This window comes from Acinetobacter sp. CIP 64.7, assembly GCF_000369745.1.
In the GTDB taxonomy this organism is placed as follows: domain Bacteria; phylum Pseudomonadota; class Gammaproteobacteria; order Pseudomonadales; family Moraxellaceae; genus Acinetobacter; species Acinetobacter fasciculus.
In genome coordinates, this window is the sequence record NZ_KB850178.1 from 428,680 (window position 1) to 447,617 (window position 18,938).

At 42.2% G+C, this 18,938-nt stretch carries 19 protein-coding genes and 2 pseudogenes; 13 read left to right on the forward strand and 8 right to left on the reverse strand.

Annotated elements, in window-relative coordinates:
- The 3 genes from tolA to pal form a co-directional block, all read left to right on the forward strand.
- Window positions 1-429, forward strand: a 429-nt coding sequence (gene tolA, locus F890_RS04295; protein WP_005265815.1) for a cell envelope integrity protein TolA, incomplete at its 5' end; no start/stop codon positions are given.
- Between the two features lie 202 nt (window positions 430-631).
- A complete protein-coding gene (gene tolB / locus F890_RS04300) occupies window positions 632-1,915 on the forward strand; it encodes a Tol-Pal system beta propeller repeat protein TolB (protein ID WP_004279114.1) in 1,284 nt (427 codons plus the stop codon).
- 54 nt (window positions 1,916-1,969) lie between these two features.
- On the forward strand, window positions 1,970-2,542 hold the full coding sequence (gene pal, locus F890_RS04305; RefSeq protein ID WP_004279115.1) for a peptidoglycan-associated lipoprotein Pal: 573 nt from the start codon (window positions 1,970-1,972) through the stop codon (window positions 2,540-2,542).
- Window positions 2,543-2,621: 79 nt separating this feature from the next.
- On the opposite strand, the gene F890_RS04310 is transcribed toward pal, so the two are convergent.
- Window positions 2,622-2,807, reverse strand: coding sequence for an NF038105 family protein (locus F890_RS04310; protein WP_004279116.1), 186 nt, complete (start codon window positions 2,805-2,807; stop codon window positions 2,622-2,624).
- A gap of 180 nt (window positions 2,808-2,987) precedes the next feature.
- Here F890_RS04310 and F890_RS04315 point away from each other — a divergent pair, with 180 nt between their 5' ends.
- From F890_RS04315 to F890_RS04340, 6 genes are all read left to right on the forward strand, one after another.
- Window positions 2,988-3,962 carry a class 1 fructose-bisphosphatase gene (locus F890_RS04315; protein ID WP_004279117.1) on the forward strand — a complete coding sequence of 325 codons (975 nt, stop codon included), beginning with the start codon at window positions 2,988-2,990 and terminating at the stop codon, window positions 3,960-3,962.
- A 51-nt stretch (window positions 3,963-4,013) separates the two neighbouring features.
- Window positions 4,014-4,790: a TrmH family RNA methyltransferase gene (locus F890_RS04320; RefSeq protein ID WP_004279118.1), complete on the forward strand. Its 777-nt coding sequence runs from the start codon at window positions 4,014-4,016 to the stop codon at window positions 4,788-4,790.
- Between the two features lie 167 nt (window positions 4,791-4,957).
- Window positions 4,958-5,572, forward strand: coding sequence for an RNA polymerase sigma factor (locus F890_RS04325; protein ID WP_004645678.1), 615 nt, complete (start codon window positions 4,958-4,960; stop codon window positions 5,570-5,572).
- Window positions 5,569-5,886: a hypothetical protein gene (locus tag F890_RS04330; RefSeq protein WP_004279120.1), complete on the forward strand. Its 318-nt coding sequence runs from the start codon at window positions 5,569-5,571 to the stop codon at window positions 5,884-5,886. Before F890_RS04325 ends, F890_RS04330 begins: the two co-directional genes overlap by 4 nt.
- Window positions 5,876-6,286, forward strand: coding sequence for a DUF3106 domain-containing protein (locus F890_RS04335; RefSeq protein ID WP_004279121.1), 411 nt, complete (start codon window positions 5,876-5,878; stop codon window positions 6,284-6,286). Before F890_RS04330 ends, F890_RS04335 begins: the two co-directional genes overlap by 11 nt.
- Window positions 6,287-6,391: 105 nt before the next feature.
- On the forward strand, window positions 6,392-7,696 hold the full coding sequence (locus tag F890_RS04340) for an IS4 family transposase (RefSeq protein WP_005104965.1): 1,305 nt from the start codon (window positions 6,392-6,394) through the stop codon (window positions 7,694-7,696).
- Between the two features lie 49 nt (window positions 7,697-7,745).
- Here the strand turns inward: F890_RS04340 and F890_RS04345 are convergent, their stop codons facing one another.
- Both F890_RS04345 and rbtA (F890_RS04350) read right to left on the reverse strand, forming a co-directional pair.
- Window positions 7,746-10,157: a CSLREA domain-containing protein gene (locus F890_RS04345; RefSeq protein ID WP_004279122.1), complete on the reverse strand. Its 2,412-nt coding sequence runs from the start codon at window positions 10,155-10,157 to the stop codon at window positions 7,746-7,748.
- Between the two features lie 9 nt (window positions 10,158-10,166).
- A pseudogene (rbtA, locus tag F890_RS04350) lies at window positions 10,167-11,189 on the reverse strand (rhombotarget A); the annotation flags it as partial.
- Window positions 11,190-11,248: 59 nt separating this feature from the next.
- Here rbtA (F890_RS04350) and F890_RS04355 point away from each other — a divergent pair.
- Together F890_RS04355 and F890_RS04360 are read left to right on the forward strand one after the other, a co-directional pair.
- Complete coding sequence (locus tag F890_RS04355) at window positions 11,249-11,704, forward strand: helix-turn-helix domain-containing protein (RefSeq protein WP_004730277.1); 456 nt, start codon at window positions 11,249-11,251, stop codon at window positions 11,702-11,704.
- Window positions 11,705-11,720: 16 nt separating this feature from the next.
- Window positions 11,721-12,260: an IS630 family transposase gene (locus tag F890_RS04360; RefSeq protein WP_228761479.1), complete on the forward strand. Its 540-nt coding sequence runs from the start codon at window positions 11,721-11,723 to the stop codon at window positions 12,258-12,260.
- On the opposite strand, the pseudogene rbtA (F890_RS04365) reads toward F890_RS04360, so the two are convergent.
- From rbtA (F890_RS04365) to cxpE, 3 genes and pseudogenes are all read right to left on the reverse strand, one after another.
- A pseudogene (rbtA, locus tag F890_RS04365) lies at window positions 12,228-13,046 on the reverse strand (rhombotarget A); the annotation flags it as partial. The gene F890_RS04360 and the pseudogene rbtA (F890_RS04365) overlap by 33 nt on opposite strands.
- 120 nt (window positions 13,047-13,166) lie before the next feature.
- Window positions 13,167-13,871, reverse strand: coding sequence for a DnaA regulatory inactivator Hda (gene hda, locus F890_RS04370; RefSeq protein ID WP_004279125.1), 705 nt, complete (start codon window positions 13,869-13,871; stop codon window positions 13,167-13,169).
- 14 nt (window positions 13,872-13,885) lie between these two features.
- A complete protein-coding gene (gene cxpE, locus F890_RS04375; RefSeq protein ID WP_004279126.1) occupies window positions 13,886-15,106 on the reverse strand; it encodes a chloramphenicol efflux transporter CxpE in 1,221 nt (406 codons plus the stop codon).
- Window positions 15,107-15,241: 135 nt separating this feature from the next.
- Between cxpE and purM the strand changes: the two genes are divergently transcribed.
- Window positions 15,242-16,312 (forward strand): phosphoribosylformylglycinamidine cyclo-ligase, encoded by a 1,071-nt coding sequence (gene purM, locus F890_RS04380; RefSeq protein ID WP_004279128.1) that lies wholly within the window; start codon window positions 15,242-15,244, stop codon window positions 16,310-16,312.
- Between the two features lie 6 nt (window positions 16,313-16,318).
- Complete coding sequence (purN, locus tag F890_RS04385; protein WP_004279130.1) at window positions 16,319-16,948, forward strand: phosphoribosylglycinamide formyltransferase; 630 nt, start codon at window positions 16,319-16,321, stop codon at window positions 16,946-16,948.
- 65 nt (window positions 16,949-17,013) lie between these two features.
- Here purN and F890_RS04390 read toward each other — a convergent pair whose 3' ends face one another.
- Together F890_RS04390 and sppA are read right to left on the reverse strand one after the other, a co-directional pair.
- On the reverse strand, window positions 17,014-17,817 hold the full coding sequence (locus F890_RS04390) for an alpha/beta fold hydrolase (protein ID WP_004279132.1): 804 nt from the start codon (window positions 17,815-17,817) through the stop codon (window positions 17,014-17,016).
- Window positions 17,814-18,836, reverse strand: coding sequence for a signal peptide peptidase SppA (sppA, locus tag F890_RS04395; RefSeq protein WP_004279134.1), 1,023 nt, complete (start codon window positions 18,834-18,836; stop codon window positions 17,814-17,816). Before sppA ends, F890_RS04390 begins: the two co-directional genes overlap by 4 nt.
- Window positions 18,837-18,938: the final 102 nt, after the last annotated feature.

Consider the following 18,938-nt stretch of genomic DNA (forward strand, 5'->3'; position numbering starts at 1 on the left):
CGTAAGGCAGATGCCGATGCAAAAGCCAAAGCTGAGGCAGACGCGGATGCAAAACGTAAGGCAGATGCCGATGCAAAAGCCAAAGCTGAGGCAGATGCCAAGGCTTCAGCAGCCAAACAGGCCGCTGAAGAAGCTGCTCAGAAAAAAGCGGAATCAAAACGGATTGCGTCTACTGCAAAACGTGATTTCGAAAATAAAATTAAACGTGCTTGGAATACCCCTGTGGGCTCCTCAGGCCAGAAAGCGACTGCTCGGGTCACTTTGAGCGATAGTGGTTCTGTGGTTTCTGTGGTGGTGAGTGCCAGTGATCCAGATATGAAAGCCAGTGTAGAAGCGGCAGTACGTGCTGCTGCACCTTATCCAATGCCTTCAGATCTGGATGCACGCCGTGAAGCACGAAGTTTTACTTCAACCTTTACAGCTCATTAATGAAAAACAGCCATAATAAAGAAAAAGTGTTATGGCTGTTTTTTTGAGTTAAACTTCAATTGAAACAGATTAAATAATAATCACTCTCCATAGTGATATAACAGTTTGATGATAAATTCGTGGTCTATTTCGCATAAATCCATGCGATGATATAGCCCAATCACTTATAAATAACTCCGTTGATTTGAGTAAATAACGAATGATGGAAAAGACACGCAAACACCTACTCTGCCTTGCAATCATGACCACTTTGGGTGCGGTCACTGCGACCCAGTCTCAGGCTCAACTACATCTGGAAATTACCAAAGCTCCTGAAGCTGCTCCTAAAATTGCCATTGTGCCTTTTAGCCAGGATCAGAGTATTTATCCTGTGGTGGAAAATGACCTGAATCGTTCTGGAAAATTTGCCAGTGCCTCGAAGAATTTACCTGCTACAGCACAACTGAATTCGCCAAATGCTGAAGCATGGGCAGCTGCAGGCGTACCTTATGTAGTGACCGGTTCATCCAAGACCAATCCGGATGGTTCTTATAGCATTCAGTATCAATTGTATGATGTCGAAAAACGTCAATATTTACTGAATGAGTTGCTGACTGTTCCTGCATCACGTACCCGTCAGGCAGCCCATATGATCAGTGATGCCATCTATCAGGCATTAACCGGTATTCCGGGAGATTTCACTGGCCGTATTGCTTACGTCTTACGTAATCCGGCAACGCCTGAGCGGCGTTATACCTTGCAGATTGCCGATACGGATGGTGAACAGCCAAAGACCATTTTGACTTCGCGCGATCCAATCCTGTCACCTGCCTGGACACCGGATGCGAAAAAAATTGCATATGTGTCTTTTGAGACCAAACGTCCGGCCATCTATGTACAGGATCTGGCGACTGGTCAACGTGAAAAGCTGGCCAGCTTCCGTGGTTTAAACGGTGCGCCAAGCTTCTCTCCAGATGGCAAGAGCATGCTGTTCACTGCATCTATGCACGGCAACCCGGAAATCTATCAGATGAATCTGGAAACACGCCAGTTAAAACGCATGACTAACGATAGCGCAATTGATACAGAAGCACGTTATGCACCAGATGGAAAATCATTTATCTTTACTTCAGATCGTGGTGGTTCTCCGCAGATTTACCGCTATGATTTCAATAATGAAAGTACTAAACGTCTGACTTTCCGTGGCGCATTTAATGCCCGCGCGACCTTAAGTGCAGATGGTAAGAAACTTGCATTGGTTCATCGTCCAAGTGGCAGTAACTATAAAGTGGCTGTACAAGATATTAGCTCAGGTGTGACCAATATCCTGACGCCAACCAGCCTGGATGAATCACCTAGCTTCTCGCCAAATGGTCAGATGGTGGTCTATGCCACTCGCGAAGGTAACCGTGGATTGTTATCCATTATGTCTCTCGATGGCCGGTTCCGCATGAATTTGCCAAGTGAAACAGGTGAAGTCCGCGAACCTGCTTGGGCACCAAAATAAGATTTTTATATTGATAAACCCTTTACCCCATAATCAAACTTCATGGAGATGAAGATGAACAAAGTAAAATTATTTGCCTTGCCACTTTTAGCAGCAGCTGTTGTCATGACAGGTTGTGCGAGCCGTAAGCCTGCCGCTGAAGTTCAAACGGGCGGTTTAGATACGACCGGTACAACAACTGTGAATACTCAAGGTCTGAGTGAAGATGCAGCACTGAATGCACAAAACATGGCAGGTGCTTCTGCAAAAGGCGTTACTGCAGAAAATAAAGCATTCTTGGCAAAACGCGTGGTGCATTTTGACTATGACAGTACTGAACTCAGCAATGAAGATTTAAATACGCTGCAAGCCCATGCGCAGTTCCTGATGGCCAATGCCAATTCACGTGTAGCACTCACCGGCCATACCGATGAACGCGGTACCCGTGAATACAACATGGCACTTGGCGAGCGTCGTGCCAAAGCAGTAGAAAGCTTCCTGGTGACGACGGGTGTTAATCCTGGTCAATTGGAAGCAGTCAGCTATGGTAAGGAAATGCCAATCAATGCGGGCCATGATGAAAATGCATGGAAAGAAAACCGCCGTGTAGAAATTAATTATGAAGCGGTACCACCATTGTTGAAATAATTTTCATTCATGATGGTTTCATCAAATAAAAAGCACTCAATCATGAGTGCTTTTTATTTGCTTCAATGAAAGAATCAGTCTACTTTGCAAGCTGATCCTGTTCAGCCGGATGCATCGATTCGATCAGGTCATGTTTATTGAATTGTTTGTACTCTGGTTTTGCTTCATAATCCCGCCAGGCTTCTTTCATCTTGTCTTCAGAGATATCATCTAAAGTAATGCCTTCGCTTGGCGTTGGAGTCGCATCAAACTTCAATGTTGTCATATCTGTGCTCCTATTCTCAATTTTCCTTTGTCTTCAACATAGCACTTTCCGCAGGAGTTGCAAGGGCAAAATCGATACAAATAATCCAGTTTAATTTTTCTTTTAGTACGTTCTCATCTAAAATATAGCCGCATATCGTTTTGATCATTTTTTCCCGATTTAAGTTTTGGAGTTTCCCCTATGTCATACCGCACTTTATCCCAGTTTTTACAACAACAAAGCGGGAATCTCACACCTGAACTTGCACAAGTTATTGAAACGATTGCAAACACTTGCAAAGACATTGATCAATTACTGCAAAAAGGTGCTTTAGCGGGTGTATTGGGAAGTGCACAGCATGAAAACGTTCAAGGCGAAGAGCAAAAGAAGCTGGATGTCATTTCTAATGACTATTTGATTGATGCCTTGCAGCAACATCCAAATGTGGGTGGTTTGGCCTCAGAAGAACTGGATGAATTCACCCCTGCACAAGAAAATGGTCAATTTCTGGTATTGTTCGATCCATTAGACGGTTCAAGCAATATCGACATCAATATGTGTGTTGGTACCATTTTCTCGATTCTTCCTGCGAAAAATGCTGTGACTCAGGCAGAAGACTTTATGCAAGCCGGTGTTCATCAGGTAGCTGCAGGTTACGTGCTTTATGGTCCGTCAACCATGTTGGCATTGACGGTCGGTGCAGGCGTAGTGTTCTTTACCTATGCCCCTGAGACTCAAGAATTCCTGCTGACTTCTGAAGCCATTCAGGTTGCTGCAGATACTAAAGAATATGCGATCAATGCGTCGAATCAACGTCATTGGGAAGCACCCGTACAGCGTTATATCGATGAATTGTTAGCTGGCAAAACCGGCCCTCGTGAAAAAGACTTCAATATGCGCTGGGTTGCATGTATGGTGGGCGACATTCACCGTATTCTTTGCCGTAGCGGTATCTTCATGTATCCATACGACCTTAAAGATCCGGCTAAAGCTGGCCGTCTACGTTTAATGTACGAAGCTAACCCAATGAGTATGCTCATGGAACAGGCTGGCGGTGCATCGACTACAGGTCGTGTGCGTATTCTTGAGATCGAACCGACAGATCTACATCAACGTGTGCCAGTGATCATTGGTTCTAAAAACGAAGTTGATCTTGTGACCAGCTACCATAACTAATTTTTATAGCGGCAGTCGATATTGAATCGGCTGCCGTGGACTATATCTCCCATGCCAACTTTTTTTCTTGATTCAAAAGACAATCCAAAGATTAAACACTTACGTGGTTTAATCGAACAAAATACCTATCGTAAAAAACAAGGTCAAACGGTTTTAGAAGGCACGCATCTGTCTCTCGCCTGGCTACATGAAAACCGTAAAATTGATTCGATTTTCACTACAGAACATGCACTTTCACATCCTGATTTCGAGAAAATTCTCGCAAAATACACAGGTATGGTCTTTGTTCTAAGCGAATCTTTATACAAAGATTTAAGTACCTTAGGAACATCTTTAGCCTGTTTAGCTGTGGTAACTTTACCAACAGCAAATTATGCATTGGATTTTAAAGCAGACACTTTGATTCTGGAAAATGTACAGGATCCGGGTAATGTAGGCACCCTGCTTCGCTCGGCTGCTGCTGCCGGTATTGAACAGATTGTGTGTACCAAAGGGTCTGCCTCGCTCTGGTCTCCACGCGTATTACGTGCCGGTATGGGTGCACATTTCACACTGCAAACCTTTGAAAATATCGCGCTTGAACAAATTCTTGAGCAATTTCAAATCCCTGTCTATGTAACCAGCTCACACCGTGCTGAAAGCCTGTATTCAAAAGACTTACGTAAACCTTGCGTGTGGATTCTGGGTAATGAAGGCCAAGGCGTGTCTGATTATGCGATGCAACATGCTGAAGCCGTGAGCATTCCGCAACCCGGTGGTCAGGAATCACTGAATGTCGCCATTGCGGGTTCGATCTGTTTCTTTGAAATGGTACGTCAACGTATCTAATTAAGGATTTAGGTTACAGTGTTTTAATACGACCCTGCCCGTGTATAAAATAGATTAAACTACAAAAATAATAAACTTAATTGTCAACCAAACCAGAATTCCCAACGTTATATGATTATGAACTTGGGAATAATGGTGGGTGTCCAATGACAGGATTTTCCATCTCTATGGATTTAGCACCAAAACAGCTGCAAACACATGATGTAAGTATTCTGAAGAGTACGGCTGAAGCACGTCTGAAGAATTTCATGCAGGATGTGACTGGGCGCGCCTTGGTGATGATGGAAAGTGCGACTCAAGGTCATCATGGTATTGCCATGGATCTAGTTCAGGAAGCTTTCATTTCCTTACACAAATCCTATGCAGAAAAAAGTACTGAAGAATGGTATCCCCTATTTTATACCATTCTCAACAACAAGTTACAGGACTGGCGTCGTAAAGAGTCACGGCGTGGTCAAATGTTTTCATTTTTCAAGAAAGTCAGTCTCGATGACGACGAAATTGAATTTGATGATGTCGTCGATGAATCAACACCAACGCCGCTGGACTTTCTCGATCAGGCAGTCACTGCTGAAGAAATCCAGGAAGCGATTGCAAAATTGCCTGTGCGTCAGCAGCAGGCATTTATGCTAAGAGCTTGGGAAGGATTTGATACGCATACCACCGCACAGATTATGAACTGCACAGAAGGCAGTGTAAAAACCCATTACCACCGTGCTATCCAAGGCTTACGCGCCTCTTTAGCACATTTAAATCCATATCTGGGAGGGTCATCCGAATGAATCAAGATGATTTCTTAAAACAAGTAACTTCCAAACTTGATGGACTGGCACAACAACATAAAGACAAACCTGTTGTCATGCACCATGTTCTTGAAGAAATTCAGGATTCAAAACATTCACGCTTTGCATTTCTAAAAATGTCAGGTTTTGCTTTGGCAGCTGCGATTGCAGGCATTGTGGTATTACCGAATCTTTCGGACCATAACGAGCCGCAAACTCAAATGGTGTCAGTCCCAAAACTGTCTCCGCAAATGCTTGAAGATTTAGAAATGTTAATGGTTTTAGGTGAGGACAAAGTTCCACATGGCAGCTAAAAAATTGGCGATTGCTTTTTGTGCATTCAGTTTTCTGCAAACCAGCTTTGCAGGATTTGAACGTTTTTGGCTATTTTCCAAGGATGCGAATACCCAAGTAACTGATACTTGGGATAGTCTTTCTGATTCTGAACAATTGGCACTGATTAAACGTTATCAATCTTTAAAAGAAATCCCCGAACAACAACGTGGCAGCTTGCAGCAGCGTATGGACTGGTTTACCCAACTCCCTGATGCGGAAAAGCAGAGAATGCGTGAAACATGGCAAATGATGAGCAGTCAGGAACGTAAAGAACTGGGCGCACGTATGCAAAAAGCGTCTCCTGAGCAACGCCTCGCCATTCGTGAAGAATATATTCTCAAATATCAGCAAGTGACTCAGCAGCCTAACTCGCATTAAACACTTAATATAAAAAAGCCTCCATATGGAGTAATGCCAGTCAGTTAAGCAGACATTAGAAAAATGTAGTAAAAATGAGTGTATGCCAATACGCTCATTTTTTTTATGACTTTATCTGAAAATTTAGATTGCACCCTTCAACATTCTTTGCCTTCACTCAGCCATTTCAGTGAACTCATTGATTTAAACTGGATTAAAGAAAGCCTACATCAAACAGGTAAGGCTTCTATCAGGAGAAGAAAATTACCTGCCGAACATGTGGTATGGCTGGTAATTGGGCTTGCCCTATTTCGAGATCAACCGATCGGGTATGTCGTAGAGCAACTAAAACTTGTGTTTGGTACAACAGAATATTGTGTCCCCAGTGCAGCAGTGCAAGCACGACAACGTTTAGGACGAGAGCCCTTGAATACCTTGTTTTCTCTACTCAGCCAAGCCTGGTTTGAAGAATCCCAACAGCAATACTCAAACTTTCATGGCCTTAGTGTATGTGCTGTTGACGGGGTGGTTTGGTCTATGCCTTATACAGACGAGAATTTTGAACACTTTGGCTCATCTAAGGGTAAAACCGCTGCAGCCCCTTATCCACAAGTGAGAGCAACCTGCCTGGTAAATACCAGCACCCATGAAATCATTGATGCCCAAATAGGTAGCATGGATCAGGGTGAACTTACACTGGCAAATCGATTATGTCCTCCATCGCATAGTATTACCTTGTTTGATCGAGCCTATTTCTCTGCTGATTTCTTGATTGACTGGCAAACACGAGTAGAAGCCAGTCATTGGTTAATGAGAGCAAAAGATAATTTACGCTATGAGATCATTAAACGTAATTCCCCGCATGACTTTCAAATCAAAATGCCTCTTTCAGCTAGAGCCAGGAAGCTAAATCCATCATTAGGAGAATATTGGGAAGCGCGTTTGATTGAAGTTGAGCAGGCAGGGAAAATTAGACGTTATATCACTTCATTAATGGATTCAAAGGCATATCCACTGATAGGCTTGGCGAAGCTTTATGCCCAGCGCTGGGAAATAGAAATGTGTTACCGAGAAATCAAAAGTGATTTACAGGAAGGTAAGCATTTGAGGAGCAAGCAACCTGATTTAATTTATCAAGAATTATGGGGGGTCTTCATTGCCTATAATATTCTAAGAAGACAAATGAAACATATGGCTCAACGTGCAAAAGTCAGTCCTTTGAGAATCAGCTTTCATATTGCCTCTATCAGCATCCTGAATATATTAAGATTTGATTCTTTAGACTCCGCAGGGAATTTACCTAAACATCTAGAAAGTTTACTGGAGAAATCGAGGAGGTATGTTTTGCCTGAGAGAAGGGTTAGAAGTTGCCCACGAGTTGTGAAAGGAAAACCGCAGAAATACCCAAGAAAATGCCAGTCAATTTCTTAACTGACTGGCATTACCTCGATTGAGGCTTTTTTGATGTTTCAATCATATTTTATTTTCTTAAGCGGCGATAAGCTGCGAGCCCTAATAATCCTAGTAACCCCCACATTCCAATTGCCCCACCACCACTTGAGGACGTATTCGTATTTTTAACTGTATTACGTAACAAGATTGTTGCTTTTTCTGACATTTTTTCATCAGCATCAAAAATCGCATAATCCATGCTGTAATTTGCCTGGCTTAAATTATTTTTTACACTAAATGTCAGCTGTCCACCATAACAGGTCTGATTTTGGTAGGTATCAGGACAGGCTCCTTGTCGCTCTGCCTTCAGTGAAACTCCCGCAGGCAGCTTAACAATATGAATCGGGATCTCTTTTCCATCTTTATCTTGATAAAAAGCCGACTTTCCTGATGGTAGAGGCCCATCCCCATCATCACTATCATTTTCAAGCGGATTTACCATCACTGTAAGATTATTCTCTGGACTAAGCCGATATTCATCATCTTTTGCAATTGGTGCAATGTTGTTAAAAGCTGCTCTTAAGAGGCCAGCACTGCTTACACCTGTAGCCTGGTCTTTAAGTGTATAACTACAGAACTCCATATCAACCGAACTGGTCTGCTTACCATCAGTGCGATACATCATGATCCGGTTTAAATCAGGTTTCCACTCACATTTAAGATTTGGATCATTGGGATTTCCTTCCACAGTGGTCGAATTACCAGTACCAATTAACTTACCAACACCTAAAGTTTTTACACTGACCTCATAATTTTGTGAATTTAAGGCTTTAATTTGAATCTTATCATTGGTTAGAGTTTCTTGAGGCATAGCCAAGATAAAAGGATTAATATAGATTGCACGATATTTCTGATATTGCTTGGTATATTTAAGCAAATCCTGATAACTTTTCAATTCTTCCTTTAAACCAGGAAGCTCATTTTCTGGAGTATTTTTATCAGCAATGATTTCTTCGAGATCATCTATATTCTCCTGATAAAAGTCATTGAGTTCTACCAAACTCTTATTTTGCAAGTCCGTAATATCGGCTGCAGTCAAACGTCGGATTTCAACTGAGCCGATCTCGCAAGTATTTTTTGCACTTGGATCAAATGTTAATGTGGATCCAATCACACGATCAATACCACGCTGGTCTTGTTCAATACAGCCACTCACTCCGATATCTACCAAATCCGTTGCGGTCTGATTATCACGCGGGTAATATAGCCCTAAATAGCGATTATCAATAGCAGGCTCAATATAATTTGTTAATAAACTGCTGATTATATTGTTAGAGACATCAAGATTATTTGAAGTAGTATCTTCGTCTAATTCTGGCAATACGCAACGTGATGGCCCAGTCGTTTGAATTGCATTTCGAATTGTAGAAAATTCAACACGTTGTGCCTTGGTCGGATTTCCCTGATTTAAGGCATATTCACAAGACAGGCCTTGGTTAAAGGCTAAAATATTGAAATTAAAATACCTAAACCCGGTATTGTCATAAAATAAAGTAGATTGGGCTGTATTTTCAACAATAGTATTACTTAATGCAGTTAAACTGGAGAATTTACTGAGCGGACGATTAACTTCATTCGTCATACGCACAATATGTCCTGTGGTACTGGCAGTATTCTTCGCAATAGTAGAGTTAACAATTTCTACTGTGGCATAGCCACAAAAATCAATAATACTGTTAGCAGTGTCTGAACCATTCTTAACAATACTACTGGAATTAATTTTCACATTGGTTTGAGTTGTACCTAAATTTCCCTGACAATCCATCGCCAGAACACTACCATATGAACTCGCCTGATTTTTTTGAATCAAAGAATCCTGAATGACAATATTCCTTTCCGTATTCATTGCTACACTATAAATCGCACCACCTTCTGCAGCTGCTCGGGAATTTACTATTTCACTGGTATTAATACTTAAAGGCCCTGCTACATAAAAAGTACCGCCATTACCTTTATCCAAGGTATTTATTGCTGCATAGCCATCCTTTAAGATCAGATGATGAATTTCCAGACTGGATTGACTGGCCATACTATTAAATAATCTGGTTTTCCCCTGGCCCGAAATAGTACTTTTTAAAGCCTCCCGGGTTGGATATAACAGCGTAATCGGACTACGACTAGCATAATTAAGCGGAGTTTTCCCATAAATTTTGAGCGCTGACTCTACGATCAGCTCTTTATCTAATTTGTACTCGCCTGCTTCAAGCTGAATCACATCTGCAGCTGAACCATCCAATCGAAGCGTACGTCCTACATTACATCCGCCATAAGATTTATCCAGTTTTGCAGTTTTAATGGCTTCTCGCAAAGAACAGGCATTATTATTCTCGCCATCTTCATCAGCAAAAGTAGTCACATATATCGTTTTATCTTCGGCTGCCATCAAACTCATGGCAGATAAAATCATGGCCGCAAGCAGTCCTTTTTTATAATTTTTCATGATTTTTCCTTAATCTTTTAATCCACGGCGTAAACCTATTAATCCGAGTAAAATCAGTAATCCACCACACCCCCATGAGCCGCCTGAAGTTTTGACTGCTTTGTCTTCCATTTCATTTTTTGGCTCCTGAACAATTTGAGTAGTAATAGTCAAATAAGGTTTACTTTTATTAAATCGTGTAGATGAGGTCACCACTTGTAGTTCGAAAATATCTGCTCCATGCCAGGTAGAATCGGGGGTATAAACGACATTGCCATGAATATCGATGATTGTTTTACCCTTGGAAGCTGTTTTGGTTTGTACCACTTTCAAACAGCCATCTTGCCAAGGCTCACCCGTCGGATTATGACCAACAATGGCATTACACTGTTCTTTTGGAATTAAATCACTATCTCCCAGATAAGATTCAATTGAAAACTTGGCAATTTCACCCTTTAACAGATCTTGTCCCACTAGACTGCCTGAAATTGGTATTGTGATTTCAACAGCACCTCGATCACAAAACAGATTATCCATCAAACGGTTGATCCCACGCTGATCTGCCGCCTCACATGCTACTGTTGGATTTGCCAGATTCAATCCTGTGCCTCTATTCACAATCGGCGATTCATTCACAAGGATATAGTTCAACAAAATTCGTGGACGCATATAACCGAGAAATTGTCCTTTAGGAACGCTGTATGGACAAAGTATGGCATTATTATTTTCTTCTAGGGTCTGACAAGCACCTTCACTTTTATCTGAGGATTCAGCAAAAAGTCGTGTACCATTCCAGAACTGGTTCGGCGCGACGGCATCCCCTACACCACACGAGGCTGTCAGCAGATTATTTTGCGACACAGACTTATCACCAGTGATAATTTGGCAATCCTGTGTACCATTTCTTAAAATAATACTATTCGCTACATAAGCTCTTCCATACGGTGCATGGATATTTAAAGCAGTATTTTCATTGTCAACTATGGTGAGATTATTCAATCCCATCCCGTCCAGGACATTAATAAATACACCCTTATTTTTTAGTATCGTACTAAGTTGACAAAAATAACTAATGATGCGAAAAGGTTTTTTTAGTTAACAGATGTTCACACATGCCTAGAATTGTTTCTGTACCACTTAGTTTAGAACAGCGAGAACGACTCATTTTTCTGGTCAAGCATGCAAAACATTGGCGTGAAAGGCAACGTGCCCAAACTATTCTCTGGCTTTCCGAAGGTAAAAGTGTTGCGGAAGTTGCCACTCTACAAGAACGTATCCCAGAAACCATAAGGCTACAACGCCGACGTTGGGAATTGTATGAGCTTGAATCGATTAAAGAAGGTCATCGCTCAGGTCGACCCAATACATTGATCTCAGACTATCAGGCGAAAATCCTAGATTGGGTCAATACAAGTCCACTCAATGCAGAACAAATCCGAGTCAAACTACATGAAGAATACGAAGTGTCCGTGTCTGTTGAAACCATTCGTAAGTTTTTACGTGATTCAGGTATGGTCTTCAAGCGTACCCGTCATAGCTTGAAAAAAAAGAGATCCGATTGCATTTGAACAAGCAACACAGCAGATTGAAGAATTACGAGAGCAAGCGGCACGTGGTGAAATTATATTAGGTTATGTTGATGAAACAGGATTTTCATCTACACCTGATAACCGCTATGCGTGGACAAAGATAGGTGATGTTCATGCGGTTGATGCAATAAGATTAAAACGAGTTAATGTCATGGGGTGTTTGCTTTCAACGGGGAAACTGGTGACAAGCTGTTTACAAGAGTCAGTGACAAGTACTTGGTTTTATGCCTATTTAACTGGAATAGCTCAACGAGTAAAACAGACATATAACCTTCCATTGGTTCTTATTGTTGATAATGCCTCGATTCATAGAAGTAAAAAGATGGCTGATTACAGAGAGCTACTTAAAACTAACTTTTCGACGAATCTGTATTTTATTCCAGCTTATAGCCCTGAGTTAAATCGAATCGAGATGGTATGGAAGCAGATGAAATATTATTGGCGAGATTTTCAAGTCATGACAGCTGACAAAATAGAGCAATGGGTGGAGAAAGTATCAAACCAATTCGGAAAAGAATACATGTTTACTTTTTAATGACAACTTACTTAATACCTCCCCACTAATACCTTGATCTTTACTGGAGTCAGCAAACTGTCCCGCGCTATAAATATTGGTCGCGGAATTATCCAGTGTCTGATTATTTTTAAGTACACTTTGATAAATGAGGAAAGCAGGTAGCTCGCTATACAGGATCCCGCCTCGTTGGGCTTTATTATTTTCGATCAGACTATTTTTAATTTGTGCACGGCTTGTTAAGTTCTGACCAAACTTGCCAGCATTATAAATTGCCCCACCCAAGTTGGCAGCAGCATTAAATAGACGGTTATATTCTAGAATTAGCTGACCTTTATTATAAATTAGGCCACCTTGTTCAGCACAACTGGTTTTACCACAGCCTTCAAGATCCAGTTCTTTCAAATTTAACTGAACCAATGTATCTGTACTGTTGATCCGGAAAAGGTTATCAGTACCTTTCATTTGAATATGAGCATTATGCAAGCCTAATGCTTTTTCATCCGTACTGAATTCGCCATCACTTTCTGCGACCGCACGGATGGTAAGAGATTTTTTAATCGCGATATGCTGGTTCAACACATAGGTATTTTTTTCTTTTAAAATAATGGTACTGGATGAGTTCTCCCCACCACACCCCATAAAACCTGATTTAGCTAAGCCACGGTTAACATACTCAACAGCTTCTCGAAGTGAACATTCCTTGTCATCTTTTTCAATATCTTCTGTAGTGGTTACAATAATATCTGCACTATACGACTGCCCCGCTATACATAGCAAAGCTATGCCTATGCTCTTCTTGAGCATAACCTTCTCCTTAATTTTTATTTCTTTCTTTTTCTTCTAAAGTTGCAGAATCCTTGCAACAGCGAATTATTTTGCCTTACTGTGTCATAGACTGAGTAATTACTCAAGAATTTTTATATTTTACCGATATTCGTCAATCAAGGCATATATCTGCCGCAGATTAGCATTGCTGACTTTCAATTTTTCCCCTTTAAGCAATTGAATAATCTGCTCTAATCTTTGAAGCAGCACTGAAGTTTGATGTGGCCCATGGCTTAGTAAATAGTCAAAGATTTGAGGGTCTAAATGGATCCCACGACGATCGAGTACCGAGGAAACCAGCGCATAGCGATCAGCATACAAACTGCCACTCGGAACACGGGTACTGACCGCCTGCGTGAGACGGGATTGTAAATCTGGCAATTCGAGTTTGAGTTCGATAGGTGCAAAACGTGACGAAAACACCAACTGCCCACCACCTTCATTATTATAATTAATCAAGTGAAATACTGCGCGTTGCCAATGGGGTACGCCACTAATCGCTTCGATATCATCAAGTGCTACCAGATCAAAACGATCTAGAGAAGTAATCGCCTCAGTCGGTGCATCTAAAAGTTCAAGCAAAGATACCTGAATTGCAGATTTACCCACTTCCAGATAAGAATCACAGATGGCAGACAACAAATGACTTTTACCTGTACCGGCTCCCCCATAGATATAAAATCGGTTGATCAGGCCTGCATGTAATTGCCGGATAGCATCAATGACATGCCCCCAACCCGGCCCTGAAAAATCACTGATTCGGGCATCGAGCTGAGGTTCTATATCTAACTGCAATTGACGCATACGATTTTTTGGCCTTATGAGTCTTTACGATGTGGATCATGAATTTTACTTGAGTTCTCCTCTGCTTGCAGCGGTTTTTTCTGTGGCTTTTTCATTTCAATATCAACATCTAAGTCTGCTGTTTCAATATTGATTGAACCGGTAGATGCATCTTGTATGATAACAGCCTGATCACCATAAAATGGCGTATGTTCATAATACTCACGGATATGCCGCAGCAGTACCACAATCACGGCTGCCACTGGTAAGGCAATCAGCATACCCAAGAATCCGGCCAGTTGCGCACCTGCCAGAACTGCAAATACTACAGCTACAGGAGAAAGACCAATTTTATCACCTAGTAAGAACGGTTGTAGGATATAGCCTTCTACAGCCTGACCCACCATGAATACAATCCCCACCAGTACCAGCTGCCACCAGTCGATTCCAAATTGGAAAAAGGTTGCAATGACTGCGGCAATAATTCCAACCGCAAAACCAAGATACGGAATGATACTGCACAATCCGGCAATCATCCCGATGATCAAGCCAATCTCCAGGCCAATCAGTTGCAGTCCCACTGCATAAACCACGCCCAACAGAACCATGACCAGGAACTGACCTTTGACAAAGGCACCTAAGACACTATGACATTCACTCACAATATTTAAGGTTGTTTTTTCATAAGGACGGGGAATCAGGCGGCGTAAGCTGTCCAGCATACGATCCCAATCCAGCAAGAAATAAAAGGCAATAATCGGAATCAGGACAATCGTGCCACCAATCTGGATAAAATTCAGGCCAGATTGTGCCAGTTTTAGCAGCATTGCCTGAATACTGTCCGCACTATAATTGGTCTGGACATAGTCCATTACGACTGAGGAAATCTGATCGGTATCGATTTCCATTGGTACCAGATTAAAGCTATCGGAAAGCCAAGGTAAGAACGTGTAATTGATCCAGTGAATCCCGGCCGGAATGCTATCACGCGCATACATCAGCTGCTGCCAGACTAGTGGCACCAGATACCACATCACCAATGTAACCACGATCCCAATCCCGATAAATACGATACTGATCGAGAGCCATCGAGCCAGCCCAATGCGGTGCAAAACATTAACCAAGGGGCTAAATAAATAAGCAATTAGAAAAGCTGCAACAAAAGGAACTACAACTGGTTTAAGCAGATATAAAACCCAAAGTATCAATGCTATACCAGCAAGTATAAGAATGCGCCGTAAAGTACGATCGACCATAGAATCTTGCCTTTTCTCTATTAATCATTCTAAAAATTAAAATATTTTAATAAAGATAGCATTTTAGGCCACAAATACCATAAGAGTTTTACATATTCAGGTTATAATCGCACCCGCGAATGCGGAGACTTCATTATGAGCAACTCAACTTCTACCCCAAACACTGGTTTAAGCTACAAAGATGCAGGTGTCGACATTGAGGCGGGCGACGCGTTAGTCGATCGTATCAAATCTGTCGCTAAGCGTACCTCACGTCCCGAAGTTATGGGCGGTCTAGGTGGCTTTGGTGCACTTTGTAAAATTCCTAAAGGTTATGAAGAACCTGTTCTCGTATCTGGCACAGATGGTGTTGGTACAAAATTACGTCTGGCACTGAATTTGAACCGTCATGACACAATTGGTCAAGACTTGGTTGCAATGTGCGTGAATGACCTTCTTGTCTGTGGTGCTGAACCACTGTTCTTCCTTGATTATTATGCAACTGGTCACTTAAATGTTGATGTTGCTGCAAATGTAGTCACTGGTATTGGCGCTGGTTGTGAACTTGCTGGCTGTGCATTAGTTGGCGGTGAAACTGCTGAAATGCCAGGCATGTATGAAGGCGAAGATTACGATCTTGCAGGTTTCTGTGTCGGTGTTGTTGAGCAAAGTAAAATTATTGATGGCTCTAAAGTCAAAGCGGGTGACATTTTAATTGGTGTAGCTTCTTCAGGTGCGCACTCAAACGGCTACTCACTGCTTCGTAAAATCCTGGACGTGAAAAACGTTGACCTGAATCAAATCGTCGATGGCCGCCCACTTGCAGATGTTGCAATGGAACCAACACGCATTTATGTAAAACCAATTCTTGAACTGTTAAAACACGTTGATGTCCATGCGATGGCACACATCACCGGTGGTGGTTTACCAGGTAACTTACCTCGCGTACTTCCAAACGGTGCTCAAGCGTTGGTAAATGAATCTTCTTGGGAATGGCCTGAGCTATTCAAACTTCTACAACGTGAAGGCGGCGTAGAACAATTTGAAATGTATCGTACTTTCAACTGTGGCGTCGGCATGGTGCTGGTTGTTGATGCAGCTGATGCAGACAAAACTGTTGAATTACTCAACCAGCTTGGCGAAAAAGCATGGGCGATGGGTCAGATTCAAGACAATGCTGAATCAGTTGCAGATGCAGACGAAAAAATTCGTGTGATCTTTGCGTAATTTCGCATGATTAAAATTGCTGTACTTGTTTCAGGTAGTGGATCAAATCTGCAAGCCTTGATTGATGCCAATCTTTCAGGGCAAATTGTGGGCGTGATTTCCAACAAACCTGAAGCCTTTGCTTTAACGCGTGCACAACAGGCAGGCATTCAGACTGCAGTTATTGAACACAAGCAATATCCAAACCGTGAAGCTTTTGATGATGTCATGCATCAACAGCTTTTGGACTGGGATGTGGATCTGGTGGTACTTGCCGGCTTTATGCGAATTTTAAGTGAAAAATTTGTGAAAGCCTGGGAAGGAAAAATGTTAAATATTCACCCTTCCCTGTTGCCTTATTATAAAGGCATGCATACGCATCAGCGTGTACTCAATACCGGTGATGTTCTGCACGGTTGTACGGTGCATTATGTTACGGCTGAACTGGATGCAGGCCAAGCGCTTGCCCAAGGTGTTCTCAAGGTTTCTCATCATGATACGGTAGAAAGTTTGGCAACACGTGTGCATAGCCTCGAGCATGTGATCTATCCACAAGTCGTAGAATGGATTTGTAGCGGAACGATTCAACATACTAAAGATGGTGTGTTATATCGAAATGAGAAAATGCAAGCGCCTGTTCAATTCTGCAAGTTCTAAAAAAATTTAGATATAAAAAAACGCATCCTCGGATGCGTTTTTTTATTTCCAATATATTCAATAATTCAAGCAGACTGTTGCTGAATCAGCTGTTTGACCAAGCCAGCTACTTGATCAGGTTGTTCCAATGGGAACATATGTCCACCATCCACCACGGTAAAAGGAATACCAAACTTCTTTTGCACTTGCTGCGGGAACTTGCGGGCCAGAAATGGACCTTTCTCGGCAACGACCAGATGCACAGGAATTTTGGGTTTTGCCTGAGGCAACCACCATAGCGACGGATTGGTTCTAAAGACTGCGACCTCATCCCTTTTAGGGATAGTGAGTTCTACTCCACCCCGGATGGGATCCTCCTGCAAGGCATGGTCAATATAAGCTTGGAAACAATCCGCATCAAAATCCTGATAAAAACCTTTAGGGCGCAGCAATTCAGCGGCTTGTTCACGTGAATCCCAATGGTCACGACGGCGTTTCGACAGACCTGCTGGAGACATTTTATCCAATGCTTTTAAGCGCAAAGTCTTTGCAATATGTAAGGCAAAGGCTTCTTTACCCATAATCATCGGCGGGTCCAGCATGATCATTTGCGAAAACAGCTCTGGGCGCTGCAAAGCCGCCTGCAGAGTTAACACGGATCCCAAAGAATGCCCCAGACCAATGACAGGTCGCCCATGTGACTGGCGCACAATACTATCAATCACTTGCTGGGTCAGGCTTTTCCAATGGTTATCAATCGGATAACGCTTATCTGGCCCTAAAAGCGGCACATAGATAATATCGTAATCATCTTGCAATCCATCAAACAGCTTTTTATAGACTTTGGATGGCACGCCATTGGCGTGCGCGAAATGAATCAGTGGTTTCATTGCAGTGTCGTGCTGTTTTCTGACTGAAGCTTCTGTGCAACCGAAGAAGCAATTCCATCCCCAATCGATGACCCCATACGACCCAAGACTGATTCAAATGGACTATATTCAATGGTGTAATTCAACGCTTTTTCAGTTTTCAGTTCACGTTTCAAGGTATTTAAGCTACCGATACGATCCGCAATACCTAATTTCACCGCCTGATCACCGGTCCAGAACAAGCCAGAGAAAATGGCAGGATCATTGGATTTCAACTTAGCCCCACGTCCCTGTTTCACTGCATTAATAAAGTGACCATGCACATTATCTAGCACACCCTGTACATGAGCTTTTTGCGCAGGATCAACTGGCTGAGTCATCGACAGTAAGGCTTTGTTTTCGCCTGAGGTCATAGTGCGATCTTCAACACCTAATTTTTGCAATAGATTAGTCACGCCATAATTCGGCATGATCACCCCAATTGAACCGACCAAGCTCGATGGATTGACAATAATTTCGTCCGCAGCTGAAGCAATATAATAAGCACCTGAAGCCCCAGTATCGCCAATCACGGCATACAGTTTTTTCCCAGGATACTGTTTTTTCAGATACTGAATTTCCTGCCAGATTTCATCCGACTGTACCGGCGAACCGCCAGGTGAGTTAATATTCAGCACCACTGCTTTACTTTGTTTATTTTCAAAGGCTTTTTTCAATGATTTGATAGTATTGCTACTGTTCACACTCTGTTTGTCAGCAGCAATCGTACCCACTATATCCACGACTGCGATATGCGAACCCGCAGCAGCGCTAGCATCTGAAGAAACTGAACTACAGCTTTTGCCTAATGCCAAAATGACGACAAGCAGATAAGCAAAAGTCAGAAATTTAAAGAAAATTCCCCAACGGCGCGCACGGCGCTGTTCTTCAACAGAAGCTAAAACTGCTTTTTCCAGCAGTTTCCATTCCGGACCAGTCGGTTGAACTGGCTGTTGCGTATTTTGTATTTGATTTTCAGGTTTTGGTGGCCAATCGGACATAAATAATCCAATAAATTGATTTATATTGAATCCATTATATACACTGAATCGGGTAATTCTGTCTAAACAAAACGTTTTCGCCTATAATAAATTTTGTTCTCT